This is a genomic window from Qipengyuania oceanensis (assembly GCF_009827535.1).
GTDB classification, from domain to species: Bacteria; Pseudomonadota; Alphaproteobacteria; order Sphingomonadales; family Sphingomonadaceae; genus Qipengyuania_C; species Qipengyuania_C oceanensis.
Genome location: NZ_WTYN01000001.1, coordinates 1630611 through 1656434, shown reverse-complemented (window position 1 = coordinate 1656434; position 25824 = coordinate 1630611). Strand labels below are relative to the sequence as shown.

The following is a 25824-nucleotide window of genomic DNA, read 5'->3' as shown; positions in this document are numbered from 1 at the left end:
CCTGCGGCAGGAAGGCTCAGAAGAACTCGAACTCCTCGACGTTTTCATCCTCCTCGCACATGGTCTTGAGCGCGCCGAATTCCTGTTCGCTGAGGACCGGCGGATAGGCGTTGCGGCCGGCGCTATCGCGATAGGCCCTGGCCCGCTCACCCGATGCGGGGTGGGTCGCGATCCACCCGGTCATGGCCGGCTGGTCCTCGCCGTCGCCATATTGCCGGGACATGCGGTCGAAGAATCCTGCCGCGCCGAGCGGCGAGATGTCGGCGACGCGCATCCGGGCGCGCGCGTAATCGTCGGCTTCGCGTTCGGCATCGCGCGAATAGCCGAGCGTCGCGATACCGAAAGCGCCTTCGGCAAAACCCGAGTTGAACCCGCTGGCGAGGATCGACAGGCCGAACTGCCGCAGCATCGCGGTCATCACGTGGCGCTCGCGCACATGGCCGATCTCGTGCGCCAGAACGCCTGCGATTTCCTCGGGGCTCTCGGCCTGCTGGATAAGGCCGTCGAAGATCAGCACGTGCCCGCCGGGCAATGCGACCGCGTTGATCATGTCGATATTGGCCACGCCCACGCGGACCTTCTCGCGCGCCGGATCGACCTTGGCGACCAGCTTGGCGAGAGCCTCGTCGCCGAACTGCGAATGACAGACCCTTCCGCCGAAATCGCCGACCATGGCGTCGCCCATGCGCCGCTCCCAACTTTCGGGTATGCGCGGGCCGAGCCACTCGGGCGCGGTCAGAAACAGTGCGACTGCCGCGGCGCTTACCACGGCGAAGACCGCGCTCATTTTCAGGAGGCCATGCCTGTCGATCCACGCGCCGTAGTTTCCGGACGAGGGGAGGTTCCGGGCAAACCCCGCCGGCAAATCCTTCGGGAGCGTCAGGCGGAAGTCGGCCATGCTGGTGCGAGAGTAGACCGTCGCATCCCGCTGCCGGTCGATCGCCCTGAGGTCGTTCAGCGCGATGCTCTCGCGCCCGCCGTAGCCGTCGTCGAGCACGAAGCTGTCGCCGCCATCCCAGTGCAGCGCGCCTTCGTGGCGGCGGGCGGAATGCCCGTCGTACCAGCTTGCCGCGATGCGCACCGGTTCGCTCACCGGATCAGATCGCACCGACATCGAAGGCGTCGAGCAGGCCCTCGCCGTGGCCGGCCGTGCGGGTGGTCGACTGGGTCAGCTCGTCCAGCCGTACTTCGCCGCTCGCCTCCATGTGTTGGATGAAGAACTTCCAGTGGCGGTAGCTCAGGAAAATCCACCCGATGCCGAGCGTGAACACGACCAGCAGGACGTCGCCCAGCAGCAGCTTGATCCAGTCCATGGTGGAGGCACCGAAGCGGAACTGCAGCCGCTTGAGCCGCGTCGAGCCGACTGCGACGCGATAGAACTTCGCGTAGAACGCGACCGCGATCAGGCCGAGCCCGAAATAGAACAGGAAGATGGAGGCGATCATCGCGAGGATGAACCCGGCACCCGGCTCGATGCTCTCCAGGTCGGTTGCGATGCCGGCGAATGCGAGCGGAATCGCGGCCAGGAACAGGATGAAGGGCAAAAGGTAGAACAGCAGGAAGCGCGCGAAGACAGGGCCGGCATCGGCGTTCGCTTCGAAATCGAAGGGTCCGAAGCTCATCTTGCTCCAGCGCTCGTTCCACAGGCTCACCATCGACCATGGGATCAGCAGGCCGACCGGCAGCCAGCCGACGGCGTTCTTCCACATGTAGGACAGGCCGAAGAGCCAGCCTTGGTTGTCGCTGCCGCCGCGGATACCGTGCCAGCGCGTCCGGCTGAGGCGGTAGCGCAGCGCGCGGAAGCGGGCCACGCCGCCGAGGTAGAAGATGAACAGGAAGGAGAAGAGCGTGATCGCGATGCCGACCGCTTCCTCGCCCCGCAGCATCATCGCCTGCGCGACATTGGTGATGATGAAGAACGGCAGGAGGAACAGCACCATCACCAGCACGAAGCCGATGAACAGTTCCATGCCCGTGCCCGACCATTCGAGCCGCTCGTCGATGAAGCGGCTCCGCGACCACAAGTAGCGACGCTCGCGCGCGGTCGCCCAGAAACGGTAGATGCCGAGCGTAACGATCGTCAGCAGCAGATTGGTGAAGGCGATCGGGGCGAATTCCTGCCACGTGCCCTCGAAACCGAACGCACTGTCCCCGTCTTCGTGTGAATGATCCAATTGCGCCCCCGTTTGCCGTCCCGTCTCAGTGCTCACCTGTCACAAAAGCTTTGTCAAATGGTGAGAAGACTTTTTGACACGCTCATCGCCAGGTCCGATGACGCGCAATGAGAGAGGAAGGTGCACGCATGGGACTGTTCGACAAACCGCCGGTTACGCGGGGACCCGCCATCGACCGGCGCATGGTGTTGCGCGCCGGGGTCTTCGGCCTCGCGGCGGCGCCTGCGCCCCTGCTGGCAGCGCAGTTCGATACGGCTCGCGGTTTCACCCACAACGTCGCAAGCGGCGAGCCGGGCGCGGACAGCGTGTTGCTGTGGACCCGGTTTCGCGGTGACGGGGCGCCGGTCACCCTGCGTTTCGAAGTGTGCGAGAAGGACGATTTCGCGAAGATCGCGAGCGGCGGCGAAGTGGTGGCATCGCCGGACCGTGACTGGTGCGCCAAGGCGAACGCGACCGGCCTCGCGCCCGGCACCTGGTACTATTATCGCTTCGTTTCTCCCGACGGCGTTTATTCGCCCCTCGGGCGCACGCGCACGTTGCCGGTGGGCGAGACGGCCAGCTGGAAGATGGCGGTGTTCTCCTGCTCCAACCTGCGCTTCGGCTGGTTCAACGCCTATGCCCATGCCGCGCAGGAGGACGGCTTCGACTGCACCCTGCACCTTGGCGACTATTTCTACGAATACGACGTCGACAATTATCCCAACCAGCAGCAGGCCGTTGCCGGGCGGACGATCTGGCCTGACCACGAGATCGTCGCGCTGGCCGATTATCGCCTGCGCTACGCAAGCTATCGCGCGGATCCCGACCTGCAGCGGGTGCACCAGCTGTGGCCGATGATTTCCGGCTGGGACGACCACGAGAGCGCCAACGATTCGTGGGCGGGCGGCGCGCAGAACCACCAGCCGGACGCGGAGGGCGAATGGAGCGTGCGCAAGGCGGCTGCCATGCGCGCCTATCGCGAGTGGATGCCGGTGTCGGACGATCCCTGGGCCACGTACGAGGTCGGCAATCTCGCCACGCTGTTCCGGCTTGAGACGCGGCTGACCGCGCGCGCCGAGCAGTTCAGTCTGTCTGCGCTGACGAGCGGTGCCGCCAATGCGGAGGCGGCGATCGCCTCGCTCGATGCCTTCCGCAGCGGCGACTACGCCGATCCCGCCCGCGAGATGCTCGGCGCGGCGCAACAGGCGTGGCTGGCCGACGGCTTGCGCGCCTCCGCCCGGTCGGGCCGGCCGTGGCAAGTCCTCGTCCAGCAAGTGCTGATGGGCAATCTAAAGGCACCCAAAGGTCTTGCCGACAATCTTCCTGCGGACGTTCCCGATTACGTGCGCCGCCGCGTCCAGTCGGGCGCGCTGGCGGGCCGGGCCGAGCTGCCGCTCAACATGGATGCATGGGACGGCTACCCCGCCGCGCGGCAACGCGTGTTCGAGGCCTCGCTGGCCGCCGATGCGAACCTCGTCAGCCTCGCGGGGGACACGCACAATGCCTGGGCGTTCGAGCTAGATCTTGCGGGCGAGCGGGTCGGGGTCGAGTTCGGCGGGCAGTCGGTGACGTCGCCTGGCATCGAGAGCTCGCTGCCGCAGCTTGCGCCCGACACCATGGCGCGGCTCAGCGTGGAGACGAACAGCCAGCTCGCCTGGATGGATTCCTCGCGCCGCGGGTACATGGCGGTCGAGCTGACACCGCAGGCCGCCACTTGCGAATACCGGTTCATGGACACGGTGCGCCAGCGTTCGACGAAGCTGGCCGGGACGCACCGCATGGTGGCCCCGGCCGGTTCGCGAAACTTCGCCGCCTGATCGGCTACAGGAGACGGGTCAGCTTCCGGTCGCGCGCCGGATTTCTGCCAGCACCACTTCCGGCCGGTCGAGCTGGACGAAGTGGAGCGAGCGGTCCACCGGCACCAGCCGCACGCCGGGCAGCGCGGCGTAGTCGGTCGCATAGCGTTCCCTGGCCATCTCCGCGTGTTCGCCATTGGCCATGTGGACGACGGTGACCGGCATCGTCAGCGCGGCGATGTCCTGCCGCAGGTCGGTCATCGTGTCCTCGTAGACGAACTGCGCGACGGCGAGCGGTTCGGCGTCCAGCGACCAGTTCGCGATCGTGACGCGCGTCGCCTCGTCGATCGACATGCCCGCCGCGCCTGCGCCGCTGGTGGTATTGGCCAAGCCTGCTTCACGCATCCGCTCGGCGCCCGTGACGATCATGTCGCGCATATACACGGCCCGCGGCTCCACCGTCTCGAGCGTCATGTCGGGGCTGAACACCATGCCGAAGAACGGCAGCGAATCGAGGATGACGAGGTTCTTGGCCTGCCCGGCATGGGCGAGGGCGAATTTCATCGCGATCAATCCGCCGAGACTGTGGCCAACGATGGTCGCTTGCCCGATGCCCCGGCTGGCAAGTTCCGCTGAAAGGTCCGCCACCACGCCGTCGATCGCGCCTTCGCTCTCGTTGGCAGTGCCGCGTTCCCCGTCGAACCCGCGCAAGGTCAGGACCAGCAGCCGATGGTCGCCTTGGAGCGCCGCGACCGTATCGTCCCACACCGCGCCGGGCGTGGACATGCCGGGGATCAGCACGACGACCGGGCCGGCATTCCCATGCATTTGCGCGCGAATGTGATCGCGCACGCTCTCCTGCTGCATGGTGGCGGCGGCAGGGGCGGTTTCGTCGGCGAATGCGGGTGCGGCGAAGCCGAGCGGAAGGGTTGCGGCCAGCAGGGCCGGGTAAAGCAGTTTCATCGTTCAGGTCCTTGGCAAAAGAGGGCGGGGATCAATCCCGCAGGAAGATCTCTTCGATCGGCATCTCGAACAGGTCGGCGATGCGGAAGGCGAGGGGCAGGGAGGGGTCGTACTTGCCGGTCTCGATGGCGTTGACCGACTGGCGGCTGACTTCGAGCTTCTCTGCCAGCAGCTGCTGGCTCCACTCGCGCTCGGCGCGCAGGACGCGCAGGCGGTTCTTCATTCCGCCTCTCCCTCTCCTGCGCGATCGCGGATGGTCATCCAGCACTGGGCGATACCCATCCCGATCGCCCAGATCGGGAAGCAGGCCCAGGCCTCGACATGCGGGACCACCTCGAAGCTTTCGAGAAAGCCCCAGAAGGTGCCGACCGACAGGACCACGCCGAGCCCGAAGAGGGAGGCCATGATCGCGCGGTGGCGCAGGTACTCGTCGTCCTCTTCGTGGACGTAGCGGCCCATGGTCCAGATCATGCCGAAGATCGGCACGACCGGCAGCAGCGCGATGAGGAACGCGCCGCCCTGGGACAGCTCGATCCGATTGTTGATCGTCACCGCGATGCCCAGCCCCAGCATGTAGCCGAAGCTCGCGAGCATGAACCGGCGGGTGTAGTTCTTGATCGCCGGGCTCAGGTGCCCGGTCGACTTCTGCTTCGCCATGCTGGCGCGGGTCAGCGGGATGATCTGCACCATCGCCAGCACCATCAGAAGAAACCCGACGGTGGGATCGATCGCATCGCTGATCCGCAGCGCCGCGATGACGGCAAAGCTGGCGAGGAGCGACACGACCCAGAAGGCCGGCCTGCGATGGAAAGGCAAGGTTTGCGCGCTCATGTCCTGGTACCCCCTGTGCAGTCAGTTGCTGGTGTTGGTGCAGCAGCGCCGGTTGCTGAGCGTGGCCCAGGCGGCTGCAGTCAGCCCCAGGATCAAAGCGAACGTTTCGCTCTGCCCGACATCGTTGAAGCGGCAGATGGCGGCTACCGCCAGGATGGCGATCGCCCAGAGAATGGCTTTGGTCAGGTTGGTCATTGGTCAAACTTCCTTGATTGAATGTCAAGGTGGCTAGACATGATTCGCTGTTGTGTCAAGGTCGCTTTGCACATTGTCTTGCACACTTGGCAGAATGGCAAGGATACAAGGCGGATGACATCCTGCGCACCCGGCGCTATAAACCCGGCCATGGCCATGCTGCTTGCTCCCGCGACTACCACCACTACTCCCGGTCACCGGGGGCGGTCGGTCGCGCGTTAAGCCAGCCGACGCCGCCCGGTTTCGGGCGGTCGGCGTTGCTCCCGGAACCGGATTTGTCGCAAAACGCCGCTTCAAGCGCGCGCTCTCCTGTGTCATGGGCGCGCGAAACGAACGGATGAGATGATGACGGAACTGCTCAAGATCAGCCTGCCCGACGGTTCGGTGCGCGAAATGGAACCGGGTTCGACCCCGGCGGACGTCGCCGCAGCGATCGGACCGGGCCTCGCCAAGGCGGCGATCGCCGCGCGCGTGGACGGCGAATTGCGCGACATCAACCGGCCTTTCGAAGGCGACGCCGAACTGGCGTTGGTGACGACGCGGGACGAGGCAGATGCGCTGGAGCTTGCGCGGCACGATTACGCCCACGTGCTGGCCGAGGCGGTCCAGTCGCTGTTTCCCGGAACGCAGATCACCTTCGGCCCGGCGACCGACGACGGTTTCTACTACGACGTCAAGGCTCCCGACAGCCGCGACCCCTTCGGCATGGACGACTTGCCCGCGATCGAGGAGGAGATGCGCCGCATCATCGAGGCCGACAAGCCGCTGACGCGCGAGGTCTGGAGCCGCCAGCAGCTGATCGACAAGTGGGAGGCCGACGGCGAGGTCTTCAAGGCCGAATGGGCGCGCGAATTGCCCGAAGGCGAGGAACTGACGGTCTACCGCTCGGGCGAGGACTGGCTCGACATGTGCCGCGGCCCGCACCTTGCCAGCACCGGCAAGCTCGATCCGCGCGCATTCAAGCTGACGCGCGTTGCGGGCGCGTACTGGCGCGGCGACCAGCGCAACCCGCAGCTGACGCGCATCTACGGCACCGGCTGGCTCAACAAGAAGCAGCTCGACGCGCACCTTCACCGGATGGAGGAGGCGGCCAAGCGCGATCACCGCAAGCTGGGCCGCGAGATGGATCTCTTCCATTTGCAGGAAGAGGCGCAGGGTTCGGTTTTCTGGCACCCCAAGGGCTATCGCATCTGGCGCGAGCTCGAAGCCTACATGCGCCGCAAGATGGACAAGGCCGGCTACCGCGAGATCAAGACGCCGCAGCTGATGGACATCCGCCAGTGGGAGCAATCGGGCCACTGGGGCAAATATGCGGAGAACATGTTCGCCGTGCCGGACATCGTCCCCGAAGTCGACGAAGGGGACGCGGGCGCGATCCCCAAGGTCGCCTCCGATGCCGACTGGATGGCGATCAAGCCGATGAACTGCCCGGCTCACGTGCTGGTATTCAAGCAGGGCATCACCAGCTATCGCGACCTGCCGATCCGGCTGGGCGAAATGGGCTGCTGCCATCGCAACGAACCGCACGGCGCGCTCCACGGGATCATGCGCGTGCGCCAGTTCACGCAGGACGATGCGCATATCTTCTGCACCGAGAACCAGGTGGTCGATGAGGTGCGCGCCTTCTGCAAGCTGGTCGACGAGGTCTATTCGGATTTCGGCTTCGACTACCAGGTCAAGCTCGCCCTGCGGCCGGACAACCGCTTCGGCTCCGAGGAGATGTGGGACAAGGCCGAGCAGGAGCTGCGCGACGCAGTCGAGGCGGCGGGCATGGCGAACGACGAGTTCGGCTGGGAAGAACTGCCGGGCGAGGGCGCGTTCTACGCCCCCAAGCTCGAATGGCACCTGACCGATGCGATCGGGCGGACCTGGCAGGTCGGCACGATCCAGGGCGACCGCGTGCTGCCCGAACGGCTCGATGCGAGCTATGTCGGCGAGGACGGCGAGCGTCACCGGCCGGTCATGCTCCACCGTGCGATCTTCGGTACCTTCGAACGGTTCATCGGCGTGCTGATCGAACACTACGCCGGGCGTCTTCCGGTGTGGCTGTCGCCGGTGCAGGCGGTCGTCGCGACGATCGTTTCCGATGCGGACAAATATGCGAAGGAAGCGGCCGCGAAGCTCGAGGCCGAGGGCATCCGGGTCGAAGCAGACCTGCGCAACGAGAAGATCAACTACAAGGTGCGCGAACACTCGGTCGCCAAGGTCCCCCACCTGCTGGTGGTCGGCAATCGCGAGGCCGAGGAAGGCACGGTCGCGGTCCGCACGCTCGGCGAGCAGCACCAGAAGGTGATGAGCCTCGACGAGGCGATCGCCATGCTGAAGCGCGAGGCAACGCCGCCGGACCTGCGCGACCAGGCCTGACGACGGGTGGAAATGATCGGCGAATATGGCGCGGCTGCAATACTCTCCGCGCTGCTCGCCGCTTTCGGCTCGGCTTTCGTGCGCGGGCTCACGGGGTTCGGGATGGCGATCCTGCTCGTCCCGATCCTGGCGCTGGCGTTGCCGCCGGTCGCCGCGGTCCTGCTGGCGAACTTCCTGTCGGTCTTCATCGGCCTTTCGGAAATCCGCCGGCTGCTGCGCGGGGCCGAGCGATCGGCCTGGATCATCATCGCGCTCGTCGCGGTGACGACGCCTGCCGGCCTCTACCTGCTGAGCATCACGACACCCGATATCGCCCGCGTCGTCATAGCACTGATCGCGGTGTCCGCATTCTTCGCGATCCTGTTGCCGCGCCGCGGTGCGCTCGATCATCGTCCCGCCACGACCGGGGCAGTCGGCGTGATGAGCGGACTGATGACGGGTTATGCTGGCATGCCCGGGCCCCCGGTCGTCCCCTATTACGTCGGGCGCGACATTCCGCGCGAAGTCGCGAAAGCCAGCATGATGCTGATCTTCACTTGCGCATCGAGCGTCGGCCTCGCCAGCGGCGCGGCGATGGGCGTGCTCGACTGGCATCTGGGATTGCTGGCGCTGCTGCTGTTCCCGGCAGTGCTGCTGGGCAACTGGCTGGGGGACCGCGCATCGGGACGGATCGAGGACCGGACATGGCGCACATGCGTGGGGCTGGTGCTCGGAGGAGCAGCGCTGGCGGCGCTATGGAAGGCGTTTGCCTAGAAGGGCAACGCGCGTCCGGCGAAGATCAGCGATAGCGCGCAAGTGTAGACGAGCAGGTGGCGCAGCACTGCCACCCTCTCGTCCGGGATTTGCGTTTGCGCGAAGGCGATGACCTTTGCCATGCCGGCAAGTATCGCGGCCAAATGCTAACGGGTCGTTAAACAGCGCCTGCGGTGTCTCGGGCCGGGCTTCAGGCGCCAGGCATCTGCTGGCTCGCGCAGTGGAAGCCGCCGCCTCCCGCCAGCACCGCGTCGCCCGGCAGGCCAATCGTCGCACGATCGCGGAACAGCGCGGCGATCGCGGCCACACCCTCCTCGTCGTGCGGGCTGCCGAAGGTCGGCACCACGACCAGCTGCGAGGTAATCGCGAAGTTCGCGTAACTCGCCGGCTCGATCATGTCGCCGCGGGTGACGAGCCCGGGAGAAGGGATGTCGTGCACCTTGATTCCGCCTGCGCGCAGGCGCTCGCGCGCGTCGTCGTAGATCGCGGCATTGGGATCGGCATTGCCGGTCGCGACCGGCAGCGCCACTTCGCCAGGTGCGACGAAGCGGGCGAGGTTGTCGACATGGCCGTCGGTGTGGTCGTTGATAAGCCCGTCGCCGAGCCAGACGACCCGCTCGAAGCCCAGCGATTCTTGCAGGCCGGCCTCGATTTGCTCGCGGCTCATGGACGGGTTGCGATTGGGATTGAGCAGGCATTGCTCGGTCGTGATCGCGAGGCCGGTGCCATCGCCGTCGACAGCGCCGCCTTCGAGCACCCAGTCCACGCTCGCGAGCGACAGCGCCGCATCTTCGGCCAGCTCGGCGCCGATCGTCCTGTCACCTTCCATGAGATACTTGCCGCCCCAGCCGTTGAAGGCAAAGCGCCGCGCCGCGCGCGCGCCTGCGGCATCGCGCACCACCAGCGGGCCGGTATCGCGCAGCCAGATGTCGCCGTAGGCTCGCCGCTCGAGCAGGACGTCGCCCGTCACCAGCGAGCGCGCACGCGCCTCGTTGGCCGCATCGTGCACCAGCAGGCGGACCTGCTGGCCGCTTTCGGCGACTGCATTGGCGAAGGCCGCGATCTGCTCCTGCGCGCGCCCAAGCACGTCGGGCCATTCGTCCGCATCGTGCGGAAAGCCGATCCACAACCAGTCCTGCGGCGCCCATTCGGGAGGCATGATCACGCCCATGCTGATGTCCTTCGCAGCAACGATCAGCAGCCGCCGGCGCTGGCCGCGCAGCTCTTGTCGCGGATCGCCCGGAACTCGTCGCCGGGAAGCCAGTTCGGCCAGCTCTCGCCTTCGGCCAGCATCCGCCCGATGAGATAATACAGTTCGACATCGTCGACGAAGCCGCCCCACGGCCAATCCTCGCGATACTCGTCGTTCGGCCCGTGATAGGCCTGGTCGTTGTAGGCTGCAGCCTTGGCCTTGCCCGCCTCGACCCCTCCGTCCAACAGGTCTTCGCCGTCCTTCAGGTAGACCATTGGCACGCCTCGCTTGGCGAACTCGAAATGGTCGGACCGGTAGTAGAAGCCTTTTTCCGGCGTCGATTCGGGCGTTGCGCGGCGGCCAACCATGTCGAGTGCCGTACCGACGTACCGGTCGAGCTCGCTCTTGCCCCCGCCGACGACCGTGATGTCGCGTGCGGGCCCGTACATCCGGATCGCGTCCATGTTGACGCCGCCCACGGTGCTGGCGAGCGGGAATACCGGGTTGGCCGCGTAATAGGCCGCGCCGAGCAGGCCCTGTTCCTCGGCTGTTACTGCAAGGAATACCAGGCTGCGATCGGCGGGGCCGGCCTTGGCATGCGCCTCGCCCAGGGCGACCAGCGCGGCCGTGCCGGTCGCATTGTCGACGGCGCCGTTGCAGATATCGTCGCCGGTCGCATCCGGGGTGCAGCGCCCGAGATGGTCCCAGTGCGCGGTATGCATCACGACCTCGTCGGGGCGCTCGCTACCGGGCAGCATGGCGATCACGTTTTGCGAGGCGTATTTGCGGATGTCGTTCCTGAAGCCGAGCGATGCGGTCAGGCCCAGCGGCACGGGCTTGAAGCCCTTTGTCTTCGCTGCCGCGCTCAAGGTGGCCAGATCCGTCCCTGCCGCCTTCATGATCGCTTCTGCGACACCTTTCTGGACCCAGCCGTTGGCCATGGTCTCGTCCATGTTGCCGTTGTCGGTCTGGGCGAAGGCCTGCGGGCCGGTCCAGCTCGATTCGACGACGTTCCAGCCATAGGCGGCGGGGAAAGTATCGTGGACGATCAGCGCGGCGGCGGCGCCCTGCCGCGCGGCTTCCTCGTACTTGTAGGTCCAGCGACCGTAATAGGTCATGGCCCGGCCGTTGAACGGGCCGTCCAGCCCTTCGGTCTCGTAATCGGGATCGTTGACCAGGATGATGGCGGTCTTCCCCTTCATGTCGATCCCGGCATAATCGTTCCACCCGCGCTCGGGCGCGACGATGCCGTAGCCGACGAAGACCAGCTCGCTGTCGGCGATCGCGATCGACGGGGCTTCGCGATAGGTCACTGCGACGTAATCCTTCGACGGGGCGAAGCGCATGTCCGCCGCCGGACCACCGATCCGCAGCTCCGAAAAGTCGCTTCCGGTGATCTCGACCAGCGGCACGTCCTGCGTCCAGCTGCCGTTGTTGCCCGGCTGTAGGCCCGCCTTGGCGAAGCGGTCGATCAGATAGGCGACCGTCTTTTCCTCGCCGACGGTACCGGGCATGCGCCCCTCGAACTCGTCGGAGGAAAGCGTGCGGGTCACGTCCTTGAGCGTCCGTTCCGAGATCTCGCCGGGCGCCACGCGCGCGATATCGAGACTGCTGCCCTCAGGTTCCGCATAGGTGGTGCAGGCGCTCAGCAGGCCGGCGACCGCGAGGGGAAGTACTTTCGCGACATGGTGGATCATAGGGCTGTTCCCGTGGCTCGATGGCGAGAGAATGGATGCGCGGCTGTGTTGCAGAGCCGGCGATCGAGGGCAAGGATCGGCCTTGCCTGCCGGGGTCGCCACAGGCAGGACTGGTGGCATGACGGGCGACTGGCAGGATGCGATCGGACGGGCGCGGGATCATGCGCCGTTCCTCGCGCGTGCGCTTGAGCGGCGACCGGAACTTGCGGAACTGCTGGCGTTCGGCAAGGTGGAAGAGGCGCTGGCGCAGGTCCGCGCTGTCCGCGAGGACGGCCTGGAGGCCGGGGTCGCTCTCAGGCGCGAGCGGCTCGGGCTGGCGCTGGTCGTGGCGATTGCCGATCTCGCCGGCGACTTCGACGTGCCCCGCGTCATGGCCGAACTGTCCGACTTCGCCGATCATGCGCTCGACAAGGCGATCGAGGACGCGATCCTGCGACGGGTCGGCGGTGCCGAGCCGACCGGTCTTGTCGGGCTGGCGCTGGGCAAGCACGGAGCGCGCGAACTCAACTACTCCTCCGATATTGACCCGATCCTGCTCTACGACCGGCAGGCCCTGCCGCGGCGCGACCGTGACGAGCCGGGCGAAGCGGCGCAACGCTATGCGCGCCACATCGTCGAGCTGCTGTCGACGAATACTGCCGAGGGCTACGTCTTTCGCGTTGACCTGAGGTTGCGACCGGCATCGGAAGTCAGTCCGCTGGCGATATCGCTCGACGCGGCGACGGTGCACTACGAGAGCTCGGCGCTGGCATGGGAGCGGGCCGCCTTTATCCGGGCGCGCGCCGCAAGCGGCGATGTCGCGCGCGGGCAGGCCTTTCTCGGCGAGATCGCACCTTTCGTCTGGCGCCGCAGCCTCGATTTCGGTGCGATCGACCAGATACGCCGGCTGACCCGCCGGATCCGCACCAATGCCCGCGGCGCGCGCGAGGCGGGGCCGGGCTGGAACGTCAAGCTCGGCCGGGGCGGCATCCGCGAGATCGAGTTCTTCGCCCAGACCCACCAGCTGATCCACGGCGGGCGCGATCCGTCGTTGCGGGTTCGCGGCACACGGGCCGCGCTCGACGCGCTGGCCGCAGCCGGGCACATCGCGGGCGAGGATGCGGCGGCGATGGGCGAGGCGTACGACCGGCTGCGCACGGTGGAACACCGGCTGCAGATGATCGAGGACCATCAGACGCACACCGTGCCGCAAGGTGCGGCGCTGGACCATGTCGCCCGGCTGGACGGCTTGCCGGATGCAGAAACCCTGGTCGAGGAATTGCGCGGCCTGCAGGAAACGGTCGCGACTCGCTTCGACGCACTGATCGCCGAGGACGACACCGACGAGCCTGCCATCATCGATCCGGCCTCGGTCTCCGCGCGCGCGAGGGAACTCGGCTTTTCGGACCCCGAGCGGATCGCGACGCGGATCGAGGGCTGGCGCGACGGGCGTTTCCGCGCGCTGCGCAGCGAAGCCTCGCTCGAAGCCTTCGATGCCATGCTGCCGGCGCTGCTCGATGCCTTTGCCGAGGCCGACGATGCCGACCGGGCGCTGCTGCGTTGGGAAGCGATGCTCGGCAATGTCGCCAGCGCCATTAACCTGTTCCGCCTGCTCGAGGCGCGGCCCGCGCTGTTCGAACAACTGGTGCACCTGCTCTCGCTGGCACCGCCGCTCGCAGAGGAGCTGGGTCGACGGCCCGAACTGCTCGATACGCTGATCGATCGCAGCGCGCTGGACCTGCCCGGTTCGCGCGAGGAACTCGCGGCCAAGATGCGCGGCGGAGGCTTGCGGAGCGATTACGAGGCCGAGCTCGACCGGATACGGATCGTCACCGGCGAAACCCGCTTTGCGCTTGGCGTGCAACTAATCGAGGCGGCGCATGATCCACTGGCCATCGCGCAAGGATTGTCGCGCACGGCCGAGGCAGCGCTGCAAGTCGCGGTGGACGCGGCAAGTGCCGAGTTCGCGCAGCGGCACGGGCGGATTGCCGGCAGCGAACTGCTGGTGCTGGGCCTCGGGCGGCTGGGCGGCGGCGAACTGACCCATGCTTCGGATCTCGACATCATCTACCTCTATACCGGTCCGCACGACGCAGAATCCGATGGTCCACGCCCGCTCGGAGCGACGCTCTACTACAACCGGCTGGGCCAGCGGGTGAGCGCGGCGTTGAGCGTGCCGACCGCTCAAGGTGCTCTTTATGAGGTCGACACCCGGCTCAGGCCCCAAGGCGCGCAGGGGCCGCTGGCGGTCAATTGCGAGAGCTTCGCGCGCTACCAGCGTGAAGACGCCTGGACGTGGGAGCACATGGCGCTGACCCGTGCCCGCGTGCTGGTCGGTTCCAGGGAATCGCGAGAGGAGCTGGATGCCATCATCGGCGAGGTGCTGGGTCGGGAGCGCGATCCCGACACCCTGCGCGAGGACGTGCTGGCAATGCGCGGCGAGATGGCGACCCACAAGCCGGGGCGCGGGCCGCTCGACGTGAAGCTCCAGCGCGGCGGACTGGTCGACCTCGAATTCCTCGTCCACTACCTGCAATTGCGCGAGCGGACCGGCTTGTCGCCCGATCTCGGCAAGGCGATCGCGCTGCTGGCCGACGCGGCGCTGGTGTCGCCCGACCTGGTCGATGCCAATGCGCTGATGACCCGCGTGCTCGTATCGGCGCGCCTGCTCGCACCCGAATTACAGCCGCCTTCCGACGCGGCAGCCGCCGTGTTCGCACGCACTTGCGGAGCGGACGACTACAGCGACTTGATGCAGCGGATCGCGGCTGCAAGGGACGTGGTGGCCGCCCACTGGCGCGGCGCATTCGGACAGGACCTGGAGGTGGACAGATGACGAGCAGGCTCGACGCAGGCGATACGTTTCCCAACATCGCTCTGGAGACGCCGGATGGAGGCAGCGTCACGGCGGCCGATTTTCGCGGGCGCAAGCTGGTGGTTTTCTTCTATCCGAAGGACAATACGCCGGGTTGCACGACCGAGGCGAAGGATTTCAGCGCGCTGAGGGACGAGTTCGCAAAGGCGGGCACGGCAGTGCTCGGCGTGAGCAAGGATTCGGCCAAGAAGCACCAGAACTTCATCGCCAAGTACGACCTGACGGTCGATCTCGCGACCGACGCCGAGGAAGGCGGTCTGTCCGATACCCTGGGGATCTGGACCGAGAAGCAGAATTACGGGCGCACCTACATGGGCATGGTGCGGACCACCTACCTGATCGATGCCGACGGGACGATCGCACGGGTCTGGAACAAGGTGCGCGTGAAGGATCACGCGTCGCAGGTCCTCGAGGCGGCTCGCGCTCTCTGATCAGATGACTGCTGGGATTATTACCGTCGGGGAGGCGATTCGCGCCGCGCTGCTCGCGGCAAACCCGCGCGACAAGGTGTTCGCCACGCGGCAGGTTGCCCGCGACTGGCGGCTGGGCCGGCTGGAACGGGGTTTCCCGCTGGCCATGCCCGACGAGCCGGGACGACCGGATCGCCCGGAACTGTTGGCGCCCAATCGCATGCCGAGGCGCGGGAAGGCTGGGTCGGAGCGGGGCCGGATCGCGCTGTGGCATTCCCTCGCGCATATCGAATTTGTCGCCATCGACCTCGCGCTCGACATGGCCGGGCGATTCGGGGAGCAGATGGGGGACGCATTCGTCTCCGATTTCCTGGCGGTGGCGGCGGACGAGGCGATGCATTTCGCTCTGCTCGAGAGAAAACTGCACAGCCTCGGCAGCCATTACGGAGCGTTACCGGCGCATGGCGGCTTGTGGGACGCCGCGCGCGAGACGGCCGAATCGGTCGAGGCGCGGCTGGCGATCGTACCGATGGTGCTGGAGGCAAGAGGCCTCGACGTCACGCCGTCGACGCTTGCGCGGGTGCGTGCTGCGGGGGACGAGAACGGCGCCCGTATCCTTGAGCGGATCCTTGACGACGAAATCCGGCACGTCGCGATCGGCACAAGGCATTTCTCGACGATCTGCGCAAAACGCGGTGAATCGCCTGAAAACCGCTGGCAAACCTTAGTAAAATCTTACTTCCGGGGGTCCCTGAAGCCTCCGTTCAACGACTCAGCGCGTCTTGCAGCCGGTTTGTCGCTAGACTTCTACGGCAGCCTTGCTTCGTAAAGATTCTCAGGGATAACCCGTTAACACAGCAGCCAAGGGGAGGTTCCCGGACTGCTGGAAAATTCTTGCGACGACGGACCGGGGGTCCCGAAATCGCGGACGGGGGCGCTTCGGCGCCGGGGATAAAAAGGACGGGTCTTTGATCGTATCACCAGTCATCAAGCGGCTGTTTGCCGTGCTCGCTGCAGGAAGCCTTTCGATTGCCGCCGCTCCGGCGATGGCACAGAGCGCTTCTCCTGTCGCGACCGAAGCGACCGCCAGCGTTCCCACCCGGACCAAGGATATCCAATTCGGTTCGGCCCAGGATCCCAAGTTCGAACAGCTGTTCACCAAGTGGGAGCAGCTCGACAATCGCGGCCGCACCAACATGGCCGCCAGCTACGGCGTCCGCGTCCCGTCGCGCATGCCGCTCGACGATGCGCGCCTCACCAGCGATTACGGCATGCGCACCCACCCGGTCATCGGCGGTCGTCGCAACCACAAGGGTGTCGATCTCGCTGCGCCGACCGGCACGCCCGTCTACGCTACGGCTGACGGCATCGTCGGCCGCGCCGACTGGTTCTCGAGCTACGGCCTCTACATCAGCATCGAACACGGTGCCGAACTGGAAACGCGTTACGCCCACCTTTCGCGCCTGGCCGTTTCGGCCGGCGACCGCGTCTACAAGGGCGACCTCATCGGTTACGTCGGCAGCACCGGCCGTTCGACCGGTCCGCACCTGCATTACGAAGTCCGCGTCGCCGGCGATGCCGTGAACCCGGTTCCCTACATGGTAGAATCGGAAGCGCAGCAGGCCTTCGCGATCGCTATCGGCCAGGGCGGCCAGGGCGGCCCGGAGTAAGATTCACGAACAAGCCCAGAGAGGGGCGAACGGATACTTTGGAGAGGGTGTCCGGAATGGAGGCGGTGGGGCAACCTGCCGCCTTTTTTGTTGCGCGGGCCGACGCGGCGTTTTTTCCTTGCCCGCAAACCTCTCTCGCTTAGGTTTCAATTCAGAACCTTGCAGCGATTCCCGGACGACAACGAGCGGATCGCGCAACCAGAGAGAGGCCTGTCAATGCATCCCATCCATCACGCCAAGTCGCGTCCCGATCGCCCAGCCATCATCATGGCGACGAGCGGCGAGCAGATCACCTATCGCGAGCTCGACGAAGCGGCCAATCGCATCGCCCGGATGCTGCACGCGCGGGGGCTGGACCGCGAAGACGCCTTTGCCGTGCTGATGGAGAACAATCTCGAATACCTGCAGATCGTCTGGGGTTCCCAGCGCGCGGGCACGATGATGGTGCCGGTCTCGACCCGGCTGACTGCGCCGGAGATCGCCTACATCCTGCAGGACAGCCAGACGAAGCTGCTCATCACCACGCCGAAATACGCGCACCTGCTGGATGATATCCGCGCCGAGTGCCCGGGGCTCGACGTGCTCGTCGTCGGCAGCGGCGGGGAAGACGATTACGAAGCTGCGGTTGCCGCGCAGGATGCAGGCGAACTCGACGATCCGTGGCCGGGCATGGTGATGCTCTATTCTTCGGGCACGACCGGCCGGCCCAAGGGCGTGCGCCCGGCTCCGCCCACCGATCCGGCAATCGATGCCGTCGCGCCGCTGATGGGGCTTGCGGTGATGGGCGCCGGGATGCCCGCCGATGGCGACATGGTCTATCTCTCGCCCGCGCCGCTCTATCACGCCGCGCCGATCGGCTGGTGCAGCACCGTCCATCGCCTCGGCGGGACGGTCGTGGTGATGGAGAAGTTCACCCCCGAAAGCGCGCTGGAAGCGATCGAGAAATACCAGGTCACCGACAGCCAGTGGGTGCCGACCCACTTCGTGCGCATGCTCAAGCTGCCCCAGGATGAGCGCACCCGTTACGACCTGTCGTCCCACCAGCGCGCGATCCACGCGGCGGCGCCCTGTCCGATCCCGATCAAGCAGCAGATGATCGAGTGGTGGGGGCCGATCATCGTGGAGTATTACGCCGGCTCCGAAAGCATCGGCATGACCATGGTGAGGAGCGAGGACTGGCTCGCCCATCCCGGCACGGTCGGCAAGGCGATCTACGGCACGATCCACGTCTGCGGCCCAGACGGCGAGGAGCTGCCGGCGGGCCAGGACGGGGTGCTCTATTTCGAGAACGACCTCCTGCCGACCTATCACAACGATCCCGCCAAGACCGCAGACGCCATGCATCCGAAGGGCTGGATGACGCTTGGCGACATCGGCCACCTGGACGATGACGGCTATCTCTTCCTGACCGATCGCAAGAGCCACATGATCATTTCCGGCGGGGTCAACATCTACCCGCAGGAGATCGAGAACCTGCTGGTCACGCACGACAAGGTGATGGACGCCGCGGTGATCGGCGCGCCTGACGACGACCTGGGCGAGAAAGTCGTCGCCGTGGTCCAGCCGATGGACATGGCGGATGCAGGCGACGGCTTCGAGCAGGAGCTGCGCGATTTCCTTGCGCCGAGCTTGTCGCGTATCAAGATGCCCAAGCAGTTCGACTTCCGGCCCGAGCTGCCGCGCGAGGCCAACGGCAAGCTCTACAAGCGCGAATTGCGCGACGAATACGCCGCGAAGGCCCGGAACGAAGAGCGGGAGGGCGCGTGATGGCGACGAAGGAACGCCCGGTACTCGATTCGGCGACCGCCCACGCGGTGCTCGCGCCCGAAAGCTACGCCAGCTGGGACAGCCTGCTCGACACGTTCGACCGCGTCCGCGCCGAAGCGCCGCTGGCGATCGTCCAGCCCGACGAGCCGGGCTATTTCGAACCGTTCTGGCTGGTCACCCGCTATGACGACGTCATGGCGATGAGCAAGGACAACGAGACCTTCCTCAACAACCCCAAGCCGGTCGTCTTCAGCACGACCGAGGCTATCGCCTTCGCCCAGCAGGCTACCGGCAGCAACATGCTCGTCGATTCGCTGGTCGTGTTCGACGCGCCGATCCATCCCAAGTACCGCAAGCTGACGCAGCAGTGGTTCATGCCGCGCAACCTCAAGACGGTCGAGGACGAGATCCGCACGCTCGCCCACCGGGTGGTCGACAAGTTCATCGAGGCCGGCGACGCCGGTGCCGGAAAGCCGGGCGAGGCGGACTTCGTTCCGCTCGTCTCCGCGCCCTATCCGCTCCATGTCGTGATGCAGATCCTCGGCGTGCCGGAGGAGGACGAGCCGCGCATGCTCATGCTGACCCAGCAGCTGTTCGGCGGGCAGGACGCGGACCTGTCGGGCAGCGGCATGGAGAACATGACGCCCGAACAGATCACCATGCTGGTCGCGGGCGCGGTAAAGAACTTCGAGGAATACTTCGCCGGCATCGCTGCCGACCGCCGGGCCAACCCGACAGAGGACGTCGCCAGCGTGATCGCCAATGCCGAGGTCGACGGCGCGCCTTTGCCCGAACGCGACATGGCGGGTTATTACATCATCCTTGCCGCCGCCGGCCACGACACGACCAGTGCGAGCACTGCGGGGGCAATGATGGCGCTGGCCCAGGATCCGGAGCAGTTCGCCCGCGTCAAGGCCGACCGATCGCTGCTGCCCGGCATCGTCGAGGAAGCGATCCGCTGGAGCACGCCGGTGCAGCACTTCATGCGCACCGCGGCCCGCGATACGCAGCTCGGCGGGCAGACGATCCGCGAGGGCGACTGGCTGATGATGAGCTATGTCGCGGCCAATCACGACCCTGCGCAGTTCGACAATCCGCGCAAGTTCGATGCCGCCCGCTCGCCCAACCGGCACCTCGCCTTCGGCGCGGGCGCGCACCAGTGCCTGGGCCTGCACCTTGCCCGGCTGGAAATGCGGATCCTGTTCGAAGCATTGCTCGACCGGATCGAGACGCTGGAATTGGCGGGCGAGCCCAAGCGCGCGAATTCGACGTTCGTCGGCGGGCTGAAGGCCCTGCCGCTGCGCTTCACCGCCAGCTGAGTTTTCAACCCAGCAAACGCTCCATGATCGCGCGGACGTCCGCGCCCATGTCCTCGCGTTCGAGTGCCAGCGCCAGCGTCGCCTCGACGAAGCCGGTCTTGCTGCCGCAGTCGAAGCGGCGCCCGTCGAAGGTCACCGCATGGAACGGCTGGGTGCCGATCATCCGCGCCATGGCGTCGGTCAGCTGGATCTCTCCGCCCGCGCCCTTGCCCTGGTCTTCCAGCACCCGCATGACTTCGGGCTGGAGGATGTAGCGGCCCGAGACGATCTTGTTCGACGGGGCCTCGGCAACCGGCGGTTTTTCGACCAGGCCGCGTACCTCGGTCAGGCCGGCCGACACCTGCTCGCCGGGATCGATCACGCCATAGCTCGAAACCTCGTCCCGCGGCACTTCGAGCACCGAGATCAGATTCCCGCCGACTTCCTCGTAAGCCTCGACCATCTGCTTCATGCAGCCGCTGCCCCCACCCTTGTGCGGCACCATCAGCTCGTCGGGCAGGAAGATCGCGAAGGGCTCGTCGCCGACGATCGCGCGCGCGCACCAGATCGCGTGGCCGAGACCCATCGGCACCTGCTGGCGCACGGTGATGATGTCGCCCGGCGTAGCGCGCGTGGCATCCAGCGCGCCCATGTCCTTGCCCCGTTCGGCCATCGTCGCCTCGAGTTCGTAGGCCATGTCGAAATGTTCGACGATCGCGGTCTTGCCGCGCCCGGTAACAAAGATCATCTGCTCGATCCCCGCCTCGCGCGCCTCGTCCACGGCGTACTGGATCAGCGGGCGATCGACGATCGGCAGCAGTTCCTTGGGGATCGCCTTGGTCGCCGGCAGGAAGCGGGTGCCGAGCCCGGCGACGGGAAACACGGCCTTGCGAATGGGCTTGTGTGTGGTCATGACTCAAGGGGTTACGGGCGACACCTTGCCAGCGCAAGCCAATGCGGTAAGGCATCGGCCCATGGACAAGCTACTCATTCGCGGCGGCAATCGCCTCTCCGGCACGCTGCCGATCTCGGGCGCGAAGAACGCCGCGCTCACGCTCATCCCCTGTGCTTTGCTGACCGAAGAGGCGGTGACCTTGCGCAACCTGCCGCGGCTTGCCGATATCGACGGGTTCCAGCACCTGATGACGCAGTTCGGGGTCAGCCACACGATCCCCGGCAAGCGGCCGGAGGACTTCGGGCGCAACGTGACGCTCGAGGCGATGCGGATCACCAGCTCGGTCGCGCCATACGACCTGGTGCGCAAGATGCGTGCCTCGATCCTCGTGCTCGGCCCGCTGCTCGCCCGTACCGGCGAGGCGACCGTGTCGCTGCCCGGCGGCTGCGCTATCGGCAACCGCCCGATCGACCTGCATTTGAAGGCGCTCGAGGCGTTCGGCGCGCAAATCGAGATGGCCGCCGGTTACGTAAAGGCGATGGCCCCCGACGGCGGCCTGCCCGGCGGCGAGTTCGACTTTCCGGTGGTCTCGGTGGGCGCGACGGAGAACGCGCTGATGGCGGCGGTGCTGGCGAATGGCACTAGCCGGCTGATCAATGCCGCGCGCGAACCGGAAATCGTCGACCTGTGCAATCTCCTGACCGCGATGGGTGCGGAAATCGAAGGCATCGGCACGTCCGAGCTGACGATCCACGGAGTCAGGAAGCTGAACGGCGCGACCTACAAGGTCATGCCCGACCGGATCGAGGCGGGCTCCTATGCCTGCGCCGCGGCTATCACCGGCGGCGAAGTCCGGCTGGAAGGCGCGGAAGCCGGCGACATGGGCTCGACGATCCACGCGCTGCGCAACATCGGCGTCGAGATCGACACCGACAAGAAAGGCATCACCGTCTCGGCCGAAACCGGCAAGCTGAAGGCGCACAACCTCACCACCGCGCCATTCCCCGGCCTGGCGACAGATATGCAGGCCCAGTTGATGAGCCTGCTGTGCAAGGCTGAAGGCACCAGCGTTCTCAAGGAAACGATCTTCGAGAACCGCTTCATGCACGTGCCCGAGCTGACGCGTATGGGTGCAAACATCGAGACCGAGGGGCGCACCGCTATCGTGCGCGGTCCGGTGGAGCTCACCGGTGCGGAAGTCATGGCGACCGATCTGCGCGCATCGATGAGCTTGGTCATTGCCGGGCTTGCTGGAAAAGGCGAGACGACGGTGCGCCGTCTCTATCACCTCGATCGCGGGTACGAGCGGCTGGAAGAAAAGCTGCAGCTGGTCGGCGCGGATATCGAACGGGTCGGCGACGACTGAGGCACGACGGTCGGACCTTTCTTTGTGCTCGCACGTTGATCGGGCAAGAAAGGAATTTACCATGCTTTTGAAGCTACTTACGCTCGGCGCCATCGGTTACGGTGGCTATAAATATTACGAGAAGAACTACGCGGACAAGAACGCCCCCGCCTTCGCCGGCAATCAGGGTGACGCCAGCGTTCGCGATGCAGGTCCGACGGCCATGCGCGACGAGCCCAAGCGCGCATGGACGAAAACCGACGAGGAATCGGACGAAAGCTTCCCGGCAAGCGATCCGCCGGCGAACTACTGACGCAAGTTCTCCGGACAACCGTATGGATGGCGGGTGGAACTTTCGCGGTTCCGCCCGCTTCCTTATGCATGGAGCAAATGAATCGCAGCGGCGGAATGGGCTACGGCCGGTTCTTCGCCATGATCGCCACGTCCACGCTCGTCATGTACGGGCTGATGTATCTCAATACCTACGCTTGGGACCACGTATGGTTCAGCCAGACGCGCATGTGGATGGCCCTGCTGATGGGCGCGGTGATGGCGGTGATCATGCTGCTCTTCATGTGGGGCATGTACCGCCGCTTGCAGCTGAACCTGCTGATTCTCGGCGTGTCGATCGCGGTTTTCGCAGGGAGCCTGTGGCTGGTCCGCAGCCAGGAGACGGTCGGCGACGTGTCATGGATGAAGGCGATGATCCCGCATCACTCGATCGCCGTCCTGACCAGCCGCCGCGCCCACATATCCGATCCGCGCGTGCGCGAACTCGCCAATGGCATCATCGATGCACAGGTGCGGGAAATCGACGAGATGGAGGCGCTGATCGCTGACATCGAAGCCAACGGCGACGCGGCAGGCGAACCCGCGCCTGTTCACTGAGGATCGGCTACCGCTCGAGCAGGCGTTCGACCAGCCAGACGCGGATCGCGCTGGCGAGGCCCGGAGGCGTCTCGGCGCGGATGCGCTGTTCGTCGATCTTCGCGACCAGCGCGTTGATCGGCAGTTCTTCGGTCCCTGCAGCCTCGACCAGCATGTCCCAGAACACCGGTTCGAGGCTGATCGAGGTCTTGTGCCCGGCGATCTCGACCGAGCGTTTGACAGGCGGATGGTAAGGCGTGTGCGCCACGGTTCGTGCCGGGGATGCGTCCTCTCTCAGTACATGTGCTGGCCGCCGTTGATCGACATGGTCGACCCGGTGACGAACTCCGCATCGTCGCTGGTCAGGAAAGCCGCGCCGCGCGCGATTTCCTCTGCATGCCCCAGTCGGCCGACGGGGATCTTGGCGACGATCTTTTCGAGCACCGGCTCGGGCACGGCGGCGACCATGTCGGTATCGATGTAACCCGGAGCGATCGCATTGACGGTCACGCCGAACTTGGCGCCTTCCTGCGCCAGCGCTTTCGTGAAGCCGTGGATGCCGGATTTGGCGGCGGCATAATTGACCTGGCCGTATTGCCCCGCCTGGCCGTTGATCGAGCCGATGTTGACGATCCGGCCCCAGCCACGCTCGCGCATGCCGGGGAAACAGGCCTTGGCCATGTTGAAGCACCCGCCAAGGTTGACGCGCATGACGTCGTTCCAGTCCTCATAGGTCATCCGGTGCAACGTGCCGTCGCGTGTGATCCCAGCGTTGTTGACCACGATATCGACTTCGCCGAATTCCGCGACCACCGCCTCGCAGCCCGCGATGCAGGCCTCGTGATCGCCCACGTCCCATTTGCGCGCGGGGATGCCGGTGCGTTCGGTGAAGGCCTTGGCCGCTTCGTCGTTGCCTCCGTAATTGGCGACGACGGTGCGTCCCTGTTCCTTCAGCGCGAGGCTGATCGCCTCCCCGATTCCGCGACTTCCCCCGGTGACGATGGCAACTCGGCCCATGTGCAAGACTCCTTCAGTGGCAGTGCCTCTCCAGGCATCTTCCTATGCGCAACTGGCGAAGAGGCAAAGAAAAACCCCGCCGGAGCGGGGCTTGTCATGCTGCAATGCCGTAAGGGCAGAAGGCGCGAGCGATCAGAAGCGGAACTGGGTTCCGACGTAGACCGCCTGGCTGTCCTGCACCGAATCGGTAAGCGGCGCGAGGCGGTCGCGTTCCTGCGACAGCCGCACGCCCGCGGTGACGTCGAGATTGCGCAGGACGCGGTAGCTGCCGGACACTTCGACCGACTGTTCGCCGGCACCTTCCAGGGTGTTGGGGGCGCGGCCGATCTTGCCTTCTTCTTCCAGCGCGATGCGCGACTGGAACCGGCCGGGCTTTGCCGCAGCTGTGCCTTCGCTCGGCTTGAAAGCGGCGAGGTCTGGCATCGATACCCGGCTGATCGTGTCGGGCAATTTAAGCGGCTGCTTGGCGAAGGTCTGGTACCCGCGCGAAACACCGAGATTGTAGCGGGTGGGCGCGAGAGCGATGCTGCTGCCCTGGCCCATTTCGCCGGCTGCAGCCTTGAGCGCGCTGCGGACCGAAATCGCGCGCGCCGTCTTGTCGTTGACCCGGACGGCCACGGTCACGCTGCGGTTGCTGCGCGTGCCCATTTCGGCGGGCGTGAACCGCACGCCCTTTGCGCGGGCGACCTTCGCCACGCGCTGGGCGAGAGCAGGGTCGACCTGTGCAGGGGTGAACTGGGCGAAACCGGCGTCGGTGTCGGTCGCGGTATCGAGGCCGGCGGATACCACCGCCAGGCCTGCGGTGGGCAAGGCAAGCGCCATTGCGGCACCGGCGAGCAGTGCGGGAGCGAACCCACCCTTGCCAAACCTGTCCCGCTTGATGCGCATCGAAAACTTGCCCTTTCCCCGGCTCTAAGACCCACAGGCTGCTGAACGGTTCCTGACCCGTTCCGGCCATGTACGACAGCGTCGTGCCACGCCGACTCGCAGCAGTCGAGTCGCACTAACGCTAGGGTCACGGACCGGGATACGCCAGCTTTTCCACAAGCCTGCCCCGCAAAGGGACCGGACGGTGTGGCCGCTTCTCCACACTCGCTCCATTCGGGGCGGCCGGTTAAGCGCGCATTCACTGCTTCGGCGCGCAAAAGCCGGGTGCCTGCGCCCGCTTTCCCGGCTTGCCGCAGGCCATGCGGCCTGTATAGGTCGTCGCACGATTTTGGCAGCGACCGGCGCATCATGCGACGGGCCCCGCAGGACAGGAACAGATTTTTCACATGCCGACCATCGCTTTCCCGAATTCCGCCCGACTGGTTATCGCCGTTGCCGCGATGGGTGCGCTCGCAGCATGCGGCGGCAGCAAGGAGCGGCCCAAGGCCGATCTCGCCGCCGCGCAGGTGACCACCATCGGCGTCAATTCCTATCTCTGGCGCGCTGCGCTGGACACGGTGAGCTTCGCGCCGCTGCTCCAGGCCGACAGCAATGGCGGCGTGATCGTGACCGACTGGTACGCCAATCCGAACAATCCGGGGGAGCGGGTCAAGATGACCGTGACCATTCTCGATTCGGACCTGCGCGCCGATGCGCTGCGCGTCGCCGCGAGCCGCCAGGTCGCGCAGGGCGGCAACTGGGTGGATGCGCCGGTCCAGGCCGCCACCGTCCAGAAGCTCGAGGACATCATCCTCACCAAGGCCCGCGACCTGCGCCGCCAGGCGATCTCCTGACTTGACTAGACCCCCGTTTGGGGGACGGTGGATTCC

At 66.1% G+C, this 25824-nt stretch carries 26 protein-coding genes; 13 read left to right on the top strand and 13 right to left on the bottom strand.

The window, feature by feature from the left end; all coding sequences use genetic code 11:
• Positions 1-16: 16 nt before the first annotated feature.
• Positions 17-1093: a M48 family metalloprotease gene (locus GRI48_RS14520; RefSeq protein ID WP_160673705.1), complete on the bottom strand. Its 1077-nt coding sequence runs from the start codon at positions 1091-1093 to the stop codon at positions 17-19.
• A 4-nt stretch (positions 1094-1097) separates the two neighbouring features.
• Positions 1098-2174: a YjgN family protein gene (locus tag GRI48_RS07910; protein ID WP_160673702.1), complete on the bottom strand. Its 1077-nt coding sequence runs from the start codon at positions 2172-2174 to the stop codon at positions 1098-1100.
• Between the two features lie 128 nt (positions 2175-2302).
• On the opposite strand from GRI48_RS07910, the gene GRI48_RS07905 reads away from it, so the two are divergent.
• Positions 2303-3970, top strand: a complete 1668-nt coding sequence (locus tag GRI48_RS07905; protein WP_160673699.1) for an alkaline phosphatase D family protein — start codon at positions 2303-2305, stop codon at positions 3968-3970.
• 18 nt (positions 3971-3988) lie between these two features.
• Here GRI48_RS07905 and GRI48_RS07900 read toward each other — a convergent pair whose 3' ends face one another.
• Genes GRI48_RS07900 through GRI48_RS07885 form a run of 4 tightly spaced genes read right to left on the bottom strand, consistent with a single transcriptional unit; the run spans position 3989 to position 5938 of the window.
• The gene (locus GRI48_RS07900; protein WP_160673696.1) at positions 3989-4912 is read right to left on the bottom strand and encodes an alpha/beta fold hydrolase; all 924 of its coding nucleotides are present in this window, start codon (positions 4910-4912) and stop codon (positions 3989-3991) included.
• Between the two features lie 31 nt (positions 4913-4943).
• Positions 4944-5135, bottom strand: a complete 192-nt coding sequence (locus tag GRI48_RS07895) for a helix-turn-helix transcriptional regulator (RefSeq protein ID WP_160673693.1) — start codon at positions 5133-5135, stop codon at positions 4944-4946.
• Positions 5132-5743: a hypothetical protein gene (locus GRI48_RS07890; RefSeq protein WP_160673690.1), complete on the bottom strand. Its 612-nt coding sequence runs from the start codon at positions 5741-5743 to the stop codon at positions 5132-5134. The genes GRI48_RS07895 and GRI48_RS07890 overlap by 4 nt, the downstream gene beginning before the upstream one ends.
• A 21-nt stretch (positions 5744-5764) precedes the next feature.
• Positions 5765-5938: a hypothetical protein gene (locus tag GRI48_RS07885; protein ID WP_160673687.1), complete on the bottom strand. Its 174-nt coding sequence runs from the start codon at positions 5936-5938 to the stop codon at positions 5765-5767.
• Positions 5939-6283: 345 nt separating this feature from the next.
• Between GRI48_RS07885 and thrS the strand changes: the two genes are divergently transcribed.
• Together thrS and GRI48_RS07875 are read left to right on the top strand one after the other, a co-directional pair.
• The gene (thrS, locus tag GRI48_RS07880; RefSeq protein WP_160675563.1) at positions 6284-8302 is read left to right on the top strand and encodes a threonine--tRNA ligase; all 2019 of its coding nucleotides are present in this window, start codon (positions 6284-6286) and stop codon (positions 8300-8302) included.
• A gap of 12 nt (positions 8303-8314) precedes the next feature.
• Entirely contained in the window at positions 8315-9055 is a 741-nt protein-coding gene (locus GRI48_RS07875; RefSeq protein WP_160673684.1) for a sulfite exporter TauE/SafE family protein, read from the top strand.
• On the opposite strand, the gene GRI48_RS14430 is transcribed toward GRI48_RS07875, so the two are convergent.
• From GRI48_RS14430 to GRI48_RS07865, 3 genes are all read right to left on the bottom strand, one after another.
• Positions 9052-9177 carry a hypothetical protein gene (locus GRI48_RS14430; RefSeq protein ID WP_272916736.1) on the bottom strand — a complete coding sequence of 42 codons (126 nt, stop codon included), beginning with the start codon at positions 9175-9177 and terminating at the stop codon, positions 9052-9054. The genes GRI48_RS07875 and GRI48_RS14430 overlap by 4 nt on opposite strands.
• Positions 9178-9245: 68 nt before the next feature.
• Entirely contained in the window at positions 9246-10226 is a 981-nt protein-coding gene (locus GRI48_RS07870; protein WP_160673681.1) for an agmatine deiminase family protein, read from the bottom strand.
• 23 nt (positions 10227-10249) lie between these two features.
• Positions 10250-11944, bottom strand: coding sequence for a M28 family peptidase (locus GRI48_RS07865; protein WP_160673678.1), 1695 nt, complete (start codon positions 11942-11944; stop codon positions 10250-10252).
• 118 nt (positions 11945-12062) lie between these two features.
• Here GRI48_RS07865 and GRI48_RS07860 point away from each other — a divergent pair, with 118 nt between their 5' ends.
• From GRI48_RS07860 to GRI48_RS07835, 6 genes are all read left to right on the top strand, one after another.
• Positions 12063-14759: a bifunctional [glutamine synthetase] adenylyltransferase/[glutamine synthetase]-adenylyl-L-tyrosine phosphorylase gene (locus GRI48_RS07860; RefSeq protein WP_160673675.1), complete on the top strand. Its 2697-nt coding sequence runs from the start codon at positions 12063-12065 to the stop codon at positions 14757-14759.
• Positions 14756-15229, top strand: coding sequence for a peroxiredoxin (locus tag GRI48_RS07855; RefSeq protein WP_160673672.1), 474 nt, complete (start codon positions 14756-14758; stop codon positions 15227-15229). The genes GRI48_RS07860 and GRI48_RS07855 overlap by 4 nt, the downstream gene beginning before the upstream one ends.
• 4 nt (positions 15230-15233) lie before the next feature.
• Positions 15234-16037 carry a ferritin-like domain-containing protein gene (locus tag GRI48_RS07850; protein WP_160673669.1) on the top strand — a complete coding sequence of 268 codons (804 nt, stop codon included), beginning with the start codon at positions 15234-15236 and terminating at the stop codon, positions 16035-16037.
• Between the two features lie 139 nt (positions 16038-16176).
• The gene (locus GRI48_RS07845) at positions 16177-16878 is read left to right on the top strand and encodes a M23 family metallopeptidase (RefSeq protein WP_237451764.1); all 702 of its coding nucleotides are present in this window, start codon (positions 16177-16179) and stop codon (positions 16876-16878) included.
• Positions 16879-17094: 216 nt separating this feature from the next.
• Positions 17095-18645, top strand: a complete 1551-nt coding sequence (locus tag GRI48_RS07840) for an acyl-CoA synthetase (RefSeq protein WP_160673666.1) — start codon at positions 17095-17097, stop codon at positions 18643-18645.
• On the top strand, positions 18645-19964 hold the full coding sequence (locus tag GRI48_RS07835; protein ID WP_160673663.1) for a cytochrome P450: 1320 nt from the start codon (positions 18645-18647) through the stop codon (positions 19962-19964). The genes GRI48_RS07840 and GRI48_RS07835 overlap by 1 nt, the downstream gene beginning before the upstream one ends.
• 4 nt (positions 19965-19968) lie before the next feature.
• Here the strand turns inward: GRI48_RS07835 and GRI48_RS07830 are convergent, their stop codons facing one another.
• Positions 19969-20856, bottom strand: a complete 888-nt coding sequence (locus GRI48_RS07830) for a UTP--glucose-1-phosphate uridylyltransferase (RefSeq protein WP_160673660.1) — start codon at positions 20854-20856, stop codon at positions 19969-19971.
• A gap of 61 nt (positions 20857-20917) precedes the next feature.
• Here GRI48_RS07830 and murA point away from each other — a divergent pair, with 61 nt between their 5' ends.
• From murA to GRI48_RS07815, 3 genes are all read left to right on the top strand, one after another.
• Positions 20918-22204, top strand: coding sequence for a UDP-N-acetylglucosamine 1-carboxyvinyltransferase (murA, locus tag GRI48_RS07825; protein ID WP_160673657.1), 1287 nt, complete (start codon positions 20918-20920; stop codon positions 22202-22204).
• Positions 22205-22265: 61 nt separating this feature from the next.
• On the top strand, positions 22266-22496 hold the full coding sequence (locus tag GRI48_RS07820; protein WP_160673654.1) for a hypothetical protein: 231 nt from the start codon (positions 22266-22268) through the stop codon (positions 22494-22496).
• A 77-nt stretch (positions 22497-22573) separates the two neighbouring features.
• Positions 22574-23071, top strand: coding sequence for a DUF305 domain-containing protein (locus GRI48_RS07815; RefSeq protein WP_337190790.1), 498 nt, complete (start codon positions 22574-22576; stop codon positions 23069-23071).
• A gap of 7 nt (positions 23072-23078) precedes the next feature.
• On the opposite strand, the gene GRI48_RS07810 is transcribed toward GRI48_RS07815, so the two are convergent.
• The 3 genes from GRI48_RS07810 to GRI48_RS07800 all read right to left on the bottom strand — a co-directional run bounded on the left by GRI48_RS07810 (position 23079) and on the right by GRI48_RS07800 (position 24955).
• Positions 23079-23318: a ribbon-helix-helix domain-containing protein gene (locus GRI48_RS07810; protein WP_160673651.1), complete on the bottom strand. Its 240-nt coding sequence runs from the start codon at positions 23316-23318 to the stop codon at positions 23079-23081.
• A gap of 26 nt (positions 23319-23344) precedes the next feature.
• Positions 23345-24067, bottom strand: a complete 723-nt coding sequence (gene phbB / locus GRI48_RS07805; protein ID WP_160673648.1) for an acetoacetyl-CoA reductase — start codon at positions 24065-24067, stop codon at positions 23345-23347.
• 132 nt (positions 24068-24199) lie between these two features.
• Entirely contained in the window at positions 24200-24955 is a 756-nt protein-coding gene (locus GRI48_RS07800) for a hypothetical protein (RefSeq protein WP_160673645.1), read from the bottom strand.
• A gap of 386 nt (positions 24956-25341) precedes the next feature.
• Between GRI48_RS07800 and GRI48_RS07795 the strand changes: the two genes are divergently transcribed.
• Positions 25342-25788, top strand: coding sequence for a DUF3576 domain-containing protein (locus GRI48_RS07795; RefSeq protein WP_160673642.1), 447 nt, complete (start codon positions 25342-25344; stop codon positions 25786-25788).
• The last annotated feature ends 36 nt before the right edge of the window (positions 25789-25824 follow it).